This window comes from Stenotrophomonas maltophilia group sp. msm1, from assembly GCF_032025805.1.
Taxonomy (GTDB): domain Bacteria; phylum Pseudomonadota; class Gammaproteobacteria; order Xanthomonadales; family Xanthomonadaceae; genus Stenotrophomonas; species Stenotrophomonas hibiscicola.
In genome coordinates this window covers 414,370-426,919 of the sequence record NZ_JAVSKH010000002.1, presented here as the reverse complement: position 1 = coordinate 426,919, position 12,550 = coordinate 414,370, and the positions used below count along the sequence as shown (strand labels likewise).

Genomic DNA, 12,550 nt, shown 5'->3' with positions numbered 1-12,550 from the left:
CATGGCCTCCCGTTCCCCCTTGTTTCCCACCCGGGTCAGCTACCGTGCCTTCGGCCGCCAGTTCGGCCGTGGCGAGCAGGCGCTGCTGGCGGCGATACGCCAGCTGCGTGACCCCGATCTCGTAGCCGATGGACTCGCACAGCTGAGCGGCCTCGGCCTTGATCCTGAAGGCTGCGACGCGTTCATCAACCTGCTGCCGCTGCTGGCCGCGCCGACGGCACCGATCGACCTGTTGCCCGCCGGCTCTCCGTTCATTGCCGCCAGCGAACTGGACCTGCTGGTCTGCCTGCTGCGCATCGCACAATGGCGGCATGCGCGCCCACGCGAAGACGACACGCTGGCACCGTTGCGCCAGCAGCTGGCGCGCTGTGCGATCGCCGTGCAGGCGGCAAAACTGCCGTTGCGACAGCGCTCGTTGTCACCGGTCGGGCTGAGGCTGCTCGATCCCACCGGCTGGCTGCGGCAGCGATGACCCGGCCGCGCCGACCGTGCGCAATCGCGCACAGGGAGCGGCTACCTGGCGCGCTCAGCAATCCATCCTGCCGTGCGCACTGCCTTCGTCGTCGAGCACGTGCGCATGCAGGACCACCTGGTTGCGGCCAGTCCGCTTGGCGGCATACAGGCCGGCATCGGCGTCTGCCAGCAACTGATCGGCACTGGCCAGCGCCGGCGGATGCAGGTAACCCACGCCGACGCTGATGCTGACCGGGCCTTCCGGCAATGGCAGCGCTTCGACCGCTTCGCGCAGCCGTTCGGCCAGCGCCAGCACCCCCGACAACGGGCTTCCAGGCACGATGACGGCGAATTCTTCACCGCCATAACGCGCAACGCTGTCACCACCGCGACCGGCTATGGCCTTCAGCACCCCGGCCACCGCCTGCAGGCAACGATCACCGGCCGGATGGCCGTGCTGGTCGTTGAAGGCCTTGAAGTGGTCGATATCCACCAGCAGCAGGCCCAGCTCGGTGCCGCTGCGCCGCGCGCGATTCCATTCGGAGGTCAGCCGCGCGTCGAACTCGCGGCGATTGGCCACGCCGGTGAGGCCATCCTGCCGCGCCAGTTGATCCAGTGCTGCCTGGCGTTCCAGAAGATCGGTCTGCAGCAGGACGCTGCGCAGGCCGAAGCCGAGCGTGGCCACCACGAAACCCGCCACTGCCAGCGGTCGGGCATGGTCGACCACCAGAGTACCCACCACCAGCAGCAGCAAGGGCAGGATCATCGGCCCGGCAGACTGCACCGTGCGCGACAGCCGCGGATGCGGCACTGCGCCCGTGACGGGCGCCCGGTCCAACGCCAGCACCGCCGCCAGCAGGAACGGCAGGTCGATCAACAGATCATTGAAGGCTCCGAATGCGTCTTCCGAGGTGTAATGGTTGATGTAGTAAGCCACCAGCAGATAAGCCAGTGCGTACAGCGCCAGCACCCGGAAGAAACCGCGCCGCTCGGGGACGTCACCGGCCAGCCAGCGCACCACCGCAAAGCCAGCGATGCACAGGTTCTGGATGTCGAACATACGCTGCATGTTCGACATCGCATGGGCATCGACATCGATGCGGGCGGCAAACGATTCGGTATGCACGAAGAACAGCACGCCCAGCAGCGCGGCCATTGCCGCATCGATCAGGCTGATGCCCGACCGCTCGCGGCGTGCGCGCGCCAGGATGAACACCAGTGGCACGCCGTACAGTACGTACAACAGCAGGCTGGCGTGGGGAGTGAAATCGGCCCGCCCGGCGCCCAGCGCGTCGATCATGTTGAACGCCATGCCGCCGGCCCACAGCAGCAGCGCCAATGCCATGGCCCGCCACCCCAGTGCAGCGCGGTCGCGGCGGGCCCGCCACAGGCAGGCCACCGCAGCCAGCAACGGGGCGCCGGTCAGAAAGACGAAGGAGCCCGCCCCGGCGGGACCGGGCCACAGGGCCAGCACCAGCCCATGGCACAGCACATACAGCAGCGCCAGCACTACCGGCATGCATCCCCCCGATCCGCAAGGCCGTCTGAGCGCACGATAGCGCGCCAGCACGCCACAGCGGCGTGATCCACTGCGGCAAAACGACACTCCGCGTGCGCCGCCATGGTAGTGCCGGCCGCTGGCCGGCAATCCCGGGAATCCTCGGCGTTCCGGTGATGCCGGCCAGCGGCCGGCACCACCGGAACGCGCTCAGCCCTGCAGGGCGCGGGCGTGGTGGGCGATGTGCTCGCCGATGAAGCTGGCGATGAAGTAGTAGCTGTGGTCGTAGCCCGGCTGCAGACGCAGGGTCAGCGGATGGCCGGCGGCCGCGCAGGCCTGCTGCAGGCGCTGCGGCTGCAGCTGGGTCTGCAGGAACTCGTCCGCCTCGCCCTGGTCGACCAGCAATGGCAGGTGCTCGCTGGCCGCCTCCAGCAGCGCGCACGTATCCCACTGCGCCCAGTCGGCCGGGTTGTCGCCCAGATAAGCCGTGAACGCCTTCTGCCCCCACGGTACGTGGCTGGGCGCGACGATCGGCGAGAACGCCGACACACTGCGGTAGCGCCCCGGGTTGCGCAGCGCTATCACCAGCGCACCGTGGCCGCCCATTGAATGGCCGCTGACAGCACGCGCGCCGGTGACCGGAAAATTCGCTTCGATCAGCGCCGGCAGCTCCTGCGCCACGTAGTCGTGCATGCGGTAGTGCTTCGCCCACGGTGCACGGGTGGCGTTGAGGTAGAACCCTGCGCCCTTGCCGAGGTCGTAGCCTTCGGCATCGGCCACATCATCGCCGCGCGGGCTGGTATCTGGCGCGACGATGATTACGCCGTGCTCGGCTGCATAGCGCTGCGCACCGGCCTTGGTGATGAAATTCTGCTCGGTGCAGGTCAGGCCGCTCAGCCAGTACAGCACTGGGAGCGGCTGCACTTCCGCCTGCGGCGGCAGGTACACGGCGAACTGCATGTCGCAGCCCAGCGTGGTCGAACGATGGCGGTAGACGTCCTGCCAGCCGCCGAAACAGGCGCGGTGTTCAATGCGTTCCATGGTGCTCTCCTGCGCGGCGCGTCAGCGCACGCGTGCTTCTGGTAGATGCCGACCTTGGTCGGCTTATCCACGCCCGGCGTGGATGCCTTGGTTGATCAGTTCATCCAGCTGTGCCAGCAGGCGCAGCAACGATTCGACGCCAGGCTGGCCATCCAGATTGCGGTACGCCGCCACCGCCACGTCGCTGCGCGGTGGCCACTGACCGTCGGCGCGGGCCTCGTAGAGGCGCGGCAGAAATACCTGCGCAAGCCACTGCTCGAACGGCATGCCATCGTCGCTGCCGAAGGCCGAAGTCACCGCACGCGGTGGCCCCACCTCGCCGTCGACCCAGCCCAGCGCACGCAACGCCTGCTCGATCGGGTCGACCAGCGCCGCGCGCGGATCTTCCGCACGCGGCCTGCGCAAGGCATCGAACCAGCCCACGCCGCGCCTCAGTAGTGGACCACCGAACGGATCGACTTGCCTTCATGCATCAGGTCGAAGGCGTCGTTGATCTTGTCCAGGTCCATGGTGTGAGTGACGAACGGGGCCAGTTCGATGTCGCCCTTCATCGCGTCCTCGACCATGCCCGGCAGCTGGCTGCGGCCCTTCACGCCACCGAAGGCAGTGCCCATCCACTTGCGGCCGGTTACCAGCTGGAACGGGCGGGTGGAGATCTCCTGCCCGGCACCGGCCACGCCGATCACCACGCTCTGGCCCCAGCCACGGTGCGCGCATTCCAGCGCCGCGCGCATCACGTTGACGTTGCCGATGCACTCGAAGCTGTGGTCCACACCCCAGGTGGTCATTTCCACGATGACCTGCTGGATCGGCTTGTCGAAGTCCTTCGGGTTGATGCAGTCGGTGGCGCCGAATTCGCGCGCCAGTTCGAACTTGGACGGATTGGTGTCCACCGCGATGATGCGGCCGGCCTTGGCCTGGCGCGCACCCTGGATCACCGCCAGGCCGATGCCACCCAGGCCGAACACCGCCACGCTGTCGCCTTCCTGCACCTTGGCGGTGTTGTGCACCGCGCCGATGCCAGTGGTGACGCCACAGCCGAGCAGGCAGACGTGTTCCGGGTTGGCGTCCGGGTTGATCTTCGCCAGCGAGACTTCGGCCACAACGGTGTACTCGCTGAAGGTCGAGCAGCCCATGTAGTGGTACAGCGGCTCGCCGTTGTAGCTGAAGCGGCTGGTGCCGTCGGGCATCACGCCCTTGCCCTGGGTGGCGCGCACGGCCACGCACAGGTTGGTCTTGCCGCTCTTGCAGAACAGGCATTCGCCACACTCGGCGGTATACAGCGGAATCACATGGTCGCCCGGCTTGACGCTGGTCACGCCCTCGCCCACTTCCACCACGATGCCGGCGCCTTCATGGCCCAGCACCACCGGGAACAGGCCTTCCGGGTCATCACCGGACAGGGTGAACGCATCGGTGTGGCAGACACCGGTGTGGGTAATCTTCACCAGCACTTCGCCCTTCTTCGGCGGGGCGACGTCGATCTCGACGATCTGCAGCGGCTGGCCGGGACCAAAGGCGACGGCGGCACGGGATTTCATGGGTGGACTCTCCAGAGACAGGCAATGACAGGATGGGCGGCGCCATGTTGCGCCGTCGTTTACTTCAGGTACGAGCGGATCAACGCGCTCATGTCGCGCACGCGTTCGGCGCGTTGTTCGTCGGAGGCGGCGGGCTGGCCGAATTCCTCGCGCAGATGGGCCTCCATCACCTCGGACATCAGGCCGTTGACCGCGCCACGGATGGCGGCGATCTGCTGCAGCACCGGCCCGCAGTCGGCGCCGGCTTCCAGCGCGCGGTCAAGCGCATCGCACTGGCCGCGGATGCGGCGCACGCGGGCCAGGACCTTCTTCTTCTCTTCGGGGGAGTGCGGCATGGCGGGCCAGCTCGGAACTATACTGGGGGATAGTATACATGCGTATTGGCAAAGTGACGGAAATGGCATCTCCCGCCTCCGCAATAGTGCCGTTGAATCCTTTCATATCAATCAATTACAGCAATTACGCTTCTACCGTTAATGCATCGGGGCATGCTGTAGGATCGGCAGAATCAGGAACCAGACAATGGGTGTTGGCATCCAACTCGGGCGCATCACCGATGAGATCGGCAGTGGCGCGTTTCTCCATGCCTTCTTCTCGACCATATCCGGCAACCTGGAGCCGAATGGCTGGGGAAGTCGATTCCCAATCCTCTTGAATCAGCTATACGCCGGCAGACTGCAGCAATCAGATGCTGCCGCCGCGCTGGCCGAACTACATAGGGTCCGCCGAGAGCTGGCCGAGCTTGCGCCAGCCCGTGTCATATGGTCGTTCGAGGATAGAACCCAGCGTCCACCGTGGGGAGGCGATATCGCTGGCGACATCGACAGCCTGGCGACCTACTTCGTCACCTCACATGGGCACGATCTGATCGCGCTTCTGGCCGAGGTGTTTGAAGCACTTCAGGAAGGCGAAGACACGTCCGCCCGGATCATCAACTACTGATGCCCTACGCTCAATCAAACACGCCCTGAGCCGCCAACCGCGCCAGCTCATCCACCACGTAGCGCACCTTGGGCCGCAGGTGGCGGGTCGGTGGCCACAGCGCATGGATGTCGATATGCCGCTGCATGTGCGCATCCAGCACCGATTGCAGCGCCCCGGATTCCAGATGACGGCGTACCAGTGAAACGGGCATCTGGCAGATGCCCAGCCCAGCGATGGCCGCATCGATCACCGCGTCACCATCGTTGAGCTGGTAGGTCGCATTCGGGATGAACGTTCCCTCGGCATCGTCCCTGCCGATCCGCCACGCCACCGGCTGGCCGTGGCGGAAACCAACGACGCTGCGGTGCTGCGCCAGATCCTCCACGGTGGCCGGCACGCCATGCGCCTGCAGGTACTCCGGCGATGCGCAGGTGACCAGTCGTTGGCGACCCAGCCGGCGCGCGACCAGATGCTCGGCCTGGTGCAATCCGCCGAAGCGGATCAGCAGGTCGATGCCCTCTTCGACCGGATCGACGAAGTGATCGGTGAAGGTCATCGTCAGTTGCAGGTCCGGGTATTGCCGGCACAGGCGCAGCAGCACCGGCAGCACCACCAGGCGCCCGAACGAGGATGGCATGTCGATGCGCAGCCGTCCGCTGGGCAGGCCGGCCGACCCCAGGCAGGCCTCGGCGGCGGAGATTTCTTCCAGCGCCGCCGCACACGATGCGTAGTACGCTTCGCCGTCGGTGGTCAGCGCGATGCGCCGGGTGGTGCGGTGGAACAGGCGCACGCCCAGCCGCGCTTCCAGCCGGGCGATGGCCTTGCCCACCGCCGAGCGTGAGATGCCCAGCGCGTCGGCAGCCTCGGTGAAGCTGCCTGAGCGGGCCGTGGTAACGAACGTGACCAGGCCATTCAATGATTCCAGCGGCAGCATCTATCGCGCTCCATTGGGGACAAATAGTCCCGCACCTAGGGAGATCGAAGCGCTTTATGCGCCTGCATGTCAACTCCATTCTGTGTGCATCGCGCCGCTGGCGCCTCCTCCCCGCACCAAGATGACCGACATGACCGCCGCCCTGTTCCGCCCCTTCGATCTGGCAGGCATCGCCCTGCGCAACCGCATCGTGATGGCCCCGATGACCCGCGCCCGCAACCCCGGCGCGGTGGCCAATGAACTCACCGCGCAGTACTACCGGCAGCGCGCCAGCGCCGGCCTGATCATCAGTGAGGGCACCCCGGTCTCGCCGCAGGGCCAGGGTTACATCGACGTGCCGGGTATCTGGTCGGCCGAGCAGGTTGCCGGGTGGAAGCTCGTCACCGAGGCGGTGCATGCCGCACAGGGCACGATCTTCGCCCAGCTCTGGCACGTCGGCCGCATGTCGCATTACTCGCTGCAGCCCGACGGTGGTCAACCGGTAAGCGCCGGTACCCGGCCGGTCGCCAGCGCACCGAAGAACACCTCGTTCGTCTATCTGGACGACGGCAGCCGCGGCCACGCCGATCCCACCCCGGCACGTGCGCTGGCCACCGAAGAGATCCCCGGCATCGTCGACGACTTCGCGCGCGGCGCCGACAACGCCATCGCCGCCGGTTTCGATGGCATCGAACTGCATGCCGCCAACGGCTACCTGTTCGAACAGTTCCTCAACCCGCTCATCAACCAGCGCGAGGACCGCTATGGCGGCTCGCTGCCCAATCGTGCGTGCTTGATCCTGGAGACCGTCGATGCGATGACCCAGCGCATTGGTGCGCAGCGGATCGGCGTGCGCCTGGCGCCGAACAACCTCACCTTCGACATGCCGTTCTACCCCGACAACGAGGCCACCTACCTGTACCTGGCCGAGGAGCTGGGCAAGCGCGGCCTGGCCTATGTGCATCTCAACGACAACCTGCAGGCGGGCCAGTCGGTACTGGGCGAGGTGTTCCTGCGGCAGTTCAAGCAGGCCTACGGCGGCACCGTCATCCTGGCAGGTGGCATGACCCGCGAACGCGCCCTGCAGCTGGTCGAAGCGGGCACCATCGACCTGGCCGCGTTCGGCCAGCCGTTCATCGCCAACCCGGATCTGGTCGAGCGCCTGCAGCGCAACGTCGCGCTGGCCACGCCGGACCGCAGCACCTATTACGGGGGCGGCGAGGCAGGCTACCTCGATTACCCGGCCGCAGGCTGATCCCGCACGGTGTCGGATCCCCGCCGCCGGCGGGGCTCCGACCCATGTCCTCAGGCATCCTCGCGCACATACGCGAACGACTCGTCCAACCGCTCGCAGCCGATCACTTCAACGACGATGGCCTGTGCGTCGTCTTCGCTGATGTTTCCTTCTTCAATATCGTCAACGCGGGCAAACAGCTGCTGCAACGCCGCGTACTGGTCGTCGCGAAGGAAGGATTGGTGGGACTGCAACCAGCGCTGCAGATTGCCGGCCAGCTCGCCGTGCGACAGCAGCGTATACGGCGCTTGGTAGTCGGCAACGGCTTCGACCATCTTGCGGAACAGGAAATCCTGGTAGTTGGCGGCCAGCACATCGGCACGATCATCGTCATGCCACACCAGCACGACGGGGGGCTCGGCAAAGCCGGGCGCGTTGCTCCAGAAGCAGTAGCTGTCACCTGCGCCGGTCCGCGCAAAAGGCAGCAGTTGCAGGTCTGTGCGCAGGGGATTGTAGTGGTCCTCGGCGGTCAGCTCCTGCCACGCCTCCAGCAGCTCGTCGTGTTCCAACGGCTCGTAGTCCTGGGCGTACAGCAGCACCGGCGGATCCGCCTGCAGCGTCGGGAATACCACCTCGGACCATTCCGGATGGGGAGCACCCCAACTCAACCGACCCGCTGCATGCAACTGCTTGAACAGGGGCGGGAAGGACTGGCCGGTGGCCTGTTCGATGCCGGATAACGCGCTCATGGATGTCCTTGTCGATAGAGACCGCCCAGCTTGCCCGAATCCGCGCAGGAGATGAACCGGCCACAGCACGCGGCAGGACTAGACTGCGACCACCGGATGCCGCCCATCGCTGCCATGAACGCCACTGCCCACAGCTTCATCGTCAACCTCGACGTCCCCGACCTGGCCGCCGCCGAAGACTTCTACATCCGGGCCTTCGGCCTGCGCATCGGCCGCCGTCTCGGCCCGGGTGCCGTGGAGCTGCTCGGTGGGCCAACGCCGCTCTACCTGCTGCACAACGACGCCGGCAGCGCCGCCACCGAAGACGGCGACGTGCGCGACTACGAGCGCCATTGGACGCCGCTGCACCTGGATTGGGTAGTGGATGACATCGACGCCGCGCTGGTACGTGCAGTCGCAGCCGGAGCGACGCTCGAGCAGTCCGTGCGCGAGCGTCGCTGGGGACGCATCGCCGTGCTGGCCGATCCGTTCGGCCACGGCTTCTGCCTGATCCAGTTCAGTGCTGAAGGCTACGACGCGCTGGTCGAATGACCGTTGCACCACTCACCACGGCAATGGCACTGCCTCGCCATTGGCACGCTCGCCGTAGTACAGCGACGGCAGCAAGCGCGAGAGGAAACTGAACTCCGTATAGCAGTGCTTGAGCAGGCCCAGGCCGACCGCATCGCCGGCCTCGCGGTGCGGATCGGCGCTGTCCAGGCCGAGCACGAAGCGGCTGCGCAGCACACAGCCAAACGGCGTATCACGCGCCACGTGCAGCATCTGCCCGTCGCAGGGATCACCGTTTGCATCCAGGCGGACGTGGTCGCCGAAGCCGATGCGCGCGGCAATCACCGCCGATACATCGCCTGCATCCTGTGCCGCCTGCAGGCGCTGGGGCACCAGCAGCGTGCGCGGGTCATGGAACTTCAGGCGTGCCGCCACCGGCGGAATGTCGGCCAGCGATTCCACCGCATGGATGCTGGCACCGTGGTAGCTGCGCCCGCGCTGCCACGCCGCGTCCCAGCCGCGATGCTCGACATGATCGACCGGATGCCACCAGCGGATGTGCTGGGTGGTCTCGAAGAAGGTGAACCACCAGTCCAGCATGCGGCCCTTGCAGCCGTGCAGATCGCTACGCACCGCCACCAGCAGGGTGCCGTCTTCGCGGCGCTGGATGCCGGTCTCCAGGTGCATCGGCGCCGGGTCGAGCAGATCGTGGTGGTCCAGCCAGGCGCGTGCGTTCACAGCGGTATCCATCGGGGTCTCCTGCGGTGTTGGGAGACCCGACAGTACGGAAACGTTATGCGTTTCTCAATTAGCCGGATGCGGTAAGATGGGCACAATGAACAGCACGACCCTGTCCGAGTCCACAACGCCGACCCGCCGCCGCGGCCGCCCTGCGCGCCCGGAGGCGGAAGTCCGCCACGCGGTACTGCAGGCCACCCTGGAGCTGCTGCTGGCACAGGGTTACGAGGCCACCACCATCGAAGCGGTGGCGGCGCACGCAGGGGTGGCGAAGAAGACGGTGTATCGCCACGCCAGCAATCGCGAGGAACTGGTTGGGCTTGCGGTGCGCGAATGGACCGACGGCTTCGCGCCACAGTTGCAGCGCGATGCGCGCAATGCCGAAGAGGTCGTGCCGCTGTTGCAGGACATCCTGCAGGCGGTCTGCGCGCAGGCGCTGTCGGCGCAGGCGGTGCAGGTGTTCCGGCTGCTGGCTACCGATTTCCCCGGCAAGGATGCGCTGCTGCAGGCCTATCTGGACAATGGCATCGAACGCGGCCGAGCGCTGCTGGCTGACTGGCTGGAACGGCAGCAGCAGCGTGGGCTGCTGCGTGAGGGGGATTCCGCACGCATGGCGCGACTGATCCTGGCAATGGCCGTGGCCGAGCCGCTGCGCGAACGCGTGATCGGCGTGGTGGCCGAGGATGCGCCGGTGGAGGTGCACCTGCGTGAGTGCATGGCGTTGTTGGCGCCGGTGTTGCGGGTGCCGTAGGGTTGCCTCATCCGCGCATGGACGACAGTGGGTGGTGGGTGCCGTCCGTTGGTCGGCACCACATCATCCATCGCAGCTCATTCGCGCAGCATATCCACGAACGCGCGCAGCGCACCGGGCATCTGCCGCTGCTTCGGGTAGTACAGCGCGAAGCCGGCGAACGGTTCGCTCCATTCTTCCAGCACTGCCACCATCTGGCCGGATTCGATATACGGCCGCGCCGTGTCTTCCAGCACGTAGGCCAGGCCGATGCCATCAAGCACTGCACCCACGACGGTGCCCTGCTCACTCAACGTGAGCCGGCCCGGCACATCGATCTCCAGCGCTTGTCCGCTACGCTCGAACTGCCACTTGTAGAGATGCCCGCTGGCGAAGCGGAAGCGGATGCATTCGTGTGCCGCCAGGTCCCGCGGATGCTGTGGTGCCGGGTGTCGCCGCAGGTAGTCCGGCGAGCCGACAATCAGCCCGCGCAGCGGTGGCCCCATCGGCACCGCCACCATGTCCTCGGGCACGAACTCGTGCAGGCGCACGCCGGCGTCGTAGCCCTCGGCGACGATGTCGACCAGGCCATCGTTCTCGGTCAGCTCCACCCGCACGTCGGGGTGAGCGTGCAGGAAGCGCGCCAGTCGCGGCCCCAACTGGGTCGGTACCGCCGCGCGGGTGGCGTTGATGCGCAGCAGGCCGGCCGGGGCGGCACGGAACTGGTTCATCTCTTCCAGCGCGTCATGCACCTGGCCCAGCGCCGGCTGCAGGCGCTCCAGCAGGCGCTGCCCGGCCTCAGTCAGGGCCACGCTGCGGGTGGTGCGATGGAACAGGCCCACCCCCAACCGTTCTTCCAGCGCGCGGATCGCATAGCTCACTGCCGAGGTCGACAGCGCCAGCTCGGCACCGGCGCGGCGGAAGCTGCGGTGGCGGGCGACCGCGGCAAACGCGGCCAGGTGGGTGAGGTTGTCAGTGGCCATGATTGTGCAGTTCCACTTGATGAATCATGCCGATATCCGCGATTCCTGCCGCTGGGAACGGGGCGTATTGTAAAACGCCTTTCGATAAACCCTGCCAAGGATTCCCCATGTCCCTCGCCCGTGGTTACGCCGCCCATTCACATACCGACCCGCTGATTCCGTACGAGTTCGAACGCCGCGCGGTCGGCCCGGACGATGTACGCATCGAGATCCTCTACAGCGGCATCTGCCACTCCGACCTGCACCAGGCCCGCGACGACTGGGGTGGCTCGATCTACCCGATGGTGCCGGGTCACGAGATCATCGGCCGCGTCACCGAGGTCGGCAGCAACGTCACCCGCTTCAAGGTCGGCGACCACGCCGGCGTGGGTTGCATGGTCGACTCCTGCCGCCACTGCGACGCCTGCCAGCACGACCTGGAGCAGTACTGCGCCGAGGGCGCGACCTGGACCTACAACGGCCGTGAACGCGAAAGCGGCGCACCGACCTACGGCGGCTATTCCGACCACGTGGTGGTCGAGCAGCGCTTCGTGGTGAAGGTTTCCGACACCCTCGACCTGAAGGCGGCCGCACCGCTGCTGTGCGCCGGCATCACCACGTGGTCGCCGCTGCGCCATTGGAAGGTCGGCCCGGGCCAGAAGGTCGGCGTGATCGGCCTCGGCGGCCTCGGCCACATGGGTGTGAAGTTCGCCAAGGCGCTCGGTGCGCACGTGGTGATGATCACCACCACCCCGGAAAAGGGCGCCGATGCCAAGCGCCTGGGCGCCGATGAGGTGCTGGTCTCGCGCGATGCGGCGCAGATGAAGGCGCACGCCGGCAGCTTCGACTTCCTGCTCAATACCATCCCGGTCAGCCATGACACCAATCCGTACATGGGCCTGCTCAAGCGCGAAGCCACCATGTGCCTGGTCGGCGTGCTGACCGAACTGGACCCGCCGTTGACCGGTGGCAGCGTGATCTTCGGCCGCAAGCACCTGACCGGCTCGGCGATCGGCGGCATGGCCGAAACCCAGGAAATGATGGACTTCTGTGCCGAGCACGGCATCGTCAGCGATGTGGAGATGATCGACATCAGGAACGTCAACGAAGCCTGGGAGCGCATGGCAAAGAACGATGTGCGCTACCGCTTCGTGATCGACATGGCGACGTTGAAGAACGCGGCCTGAGCCAAGACGGATCTGGAAATGAAAAACCCCGGCAATGCCGGGGTTTTTCTTTTGGGTAGTGCCGGCCGCTAGCCGGCAACCCCGCATGACG

The 12,550-nt window shown here is 66.5% G+C and carries 15 protein-coding genes; 6 read left to right on the top strand and 9 right to left on the bottom strand.

Going from position 1 to position 12,550, the window contains the following annotated elements:
* The first annotated feature begins 1 nt into the window (after nt 1).
* Nucleotides 2-472, top strand: coding sequence for a hypothetical protein (locus tag ROV95_RS09595; protein WP_019336474.1), 471 nt, complete (start codon nt 2-4; stop codon nt 470-472).
* 54 nt (nt 473-526) lie between these two features.
* On the opposite strand, the gene ROV95_RS09590 is transcribed toward ROV95_RS09595, so the two are convergent.
* From ROV95_RS09590 to frmR, 5 genes are all read right to left on the bottom strand, one after another.
* Entirely contained in the window at nt 527-1,972 is a 1,446-nt protein-coding gene (locus ROV95_RS09590; RefSeq protein WP_312544157.1) for a GGDEF domain-containing protein, read from the bottom strand.
* Between the two features lie 189 nt (nt 1,973-2,161).
* Nucleotides 2,162-2,992 carry an S-formylglutathione hydrolase gene (gene fghA / locus ROV95_RS09585; protein WP_312544156.1) on the bottom strand — a complete coding sequence of 277 codons (831 nt, stop codon included), beginning with the start codon at nt 2,990-2,992 and terminating at the stop codon, nt 2,162-2,164.
* Between the two features lie 63 nt (nt 2,993-3,055).
* Complete coding sequence (locus ROV95_RS09580; protein ID WP_312544154.1) at nt 3,056-3,415, bottom strand: YqcC family protein; 360 nt, start codon at nt 3,413-3,415, stop codon at nt 3,056-3,058.
* Nucleotides 3,416-3,423: 8 nt separating this feature from the next.
* Nucleotides 3,424-4,533: an S-(hydroxymethyl)glutathione dehydrogenase/class III alcohol dehydrogenase gene (locus ROV95_RS09575; RefSeq protein ID WP_134968875.1), complete on the bottom strand. Its 1,110-nt coding sequence runs from the start codon at nt 4,531-4,533 to the stop codon at nt 3,424-3,426.
* 59 nt (nt 4,534-4,592) lie between these two features.
* The gene (gene frmR, locus ROV95_RS09570) at nt 4,593-4,868 is read right to left on the bottom strand and encodes a formaldehyde-responsive transcriptional repressor FrmR (RefSeq protein ID WP_005411009.1); all 276 of its coding nucleotides are present in this window, start codon (nt 4,866-4,868) and stop codon (nt 4,593-4,595) included.
* A 187-nt stretch (nt 4,869-5,055) separates the two neighbouring features.
* Between frmR and ROV95_RS09565 the strand changes: the two genes are divergently transcribed.
* Nucleotides 5,056-5,475, top strand: coding sequence for an Imm70 family immunity protein (locus tag ROV95_RS09565; RefSeq protein WP_312544153.1), 420 nt, complete (start codon nt 5,056-5,058; stop codon nt 5,473-5,475).
* A 10-nt stretch (nt 5,476-5,485) separates the two neighbouring features.
* On the opposite strand, the gene ROV95_RS09560 is transcribed toward ROV95_RS09565, so the two are convergent.
* A complete protein-coding gene (locus ROV95_RS09560; RefSeq protein ID WP_227844078.1) occupies nt 5,486-6,391 on the bottom strand; it encodes a LysR family transcriptional regulator in 906 nt (301 codons plus the stop codon).
* 130 nt (nt 6,392-6,521) lie between these two features.
* Here ROV95_RS09560 and ROV95_RS09555 point away from each other — a divergent pair, with 130 nt between their 5' ends.
* Entirely contained in the window at nt 6,522-7,625 is a 1,104-nt protein-coding gene (locus ROV95_RS09555; protein WP_312544150.1) for an alkene reductase, read from the top strand.
* 50 nt (nt 7,626-7,675) lie between these two features.
* Here the strand turns inward: ROV95_RS09555 and ROV95_RS09550 are convergent, their stop codons facing one another.
* A complete protein-coding gene (locus ROV95_RS09550; protein WP_033835222.1) occupies nt 7,676-8,353 on the bottom strand; it encodes an SMI1/KNR4 family protein in 678 nt (225 codons plus the stop codon).
* Between the two features lie 114 nt (nt 8,354-8,467).
* Between ROV95_RS09550 and ROV95_RS09545 the strand changes: the two genes are divergently transcribed.
* Nucleotides 8,468-8,884 carry a VOC family protein gene (locus tag ROV95_RS09545; protein ID WP_134735877.1) on the top strand — a complete coding sequence of 139 codons (417 nt, stop codon included), beginning with the start codon at nt 8,468-8,470 and terminating at the stop codon, nt 8,882-8,884.
* A gap of 12 nt (nt 8,885-8,896) precedes the next feature.
* Here ROV95_RS09545 and ROV95_RS09540 read toward each other — a convergent pair whose 3' ends face one another.
* Nucleotides 8,897-9,592, bottom strand: coding sequence for a hypothetical protein (locus tag ROV95_RS09540; protein ID WP_021203939.1), 696 nt, complete (start codon nt 9,590-9,592; stop codon nt 8,897-8,899).
* Between the two features lie 76 nt (nt 9,593-9,668).
* Here ROV95_RS09540 and ROV95_RS09535 point away from each other — a divergent pair, with 76 nt between their 5' ends.
* Nucleotides 9,669-10,331 (top strand): TetR/AcrR family transcriptional regulator, encoded by a 663-nt coding sequence (locus ROV95_RS09535; protein WP_155030113.1) that lies wholly within the window; start codon nt 9,669-9,671, stop codon nt 10,329-10,331.
* Nucleotides 10,332-10,408: 77 nt separating this feature from the next.
* On the opposite strand, the gene ROV95_RS09530 is transcribed toward ROV95_RS09535, so the two are convergent.
* The gene (locus ROV95_RS09530) at nt 10,409-11,293 is read right to left on the bottom strand and encodes a LysR family transcriptional regulator (RefSeq protein ID WP_164144669.1); all 885 of its coding nucleotides are present in this window, start codon (nt 11,291-11,293) and stop codon (nt 10,409-10,411) included.
* A 107-nt stretch (nt 11,294-11,400) separates the two neighbouring features.
* On the opposite strand from ROV95_RS09530, the gene ROV95_RS09525 reads away from it, so the two are divergent.
* Entirely contained in the window at nt 11,401-12,459 is a 1,059-nt protein-coding gene (locus ROV95_RS09525) for an NAD(P)-dependent alcohol dehydrogenase (protein WP_207049724.1), read from the top strand.
* The last annotated feature ends 91 nt before the right edge of the window (nt 12,460-12,550 follow it).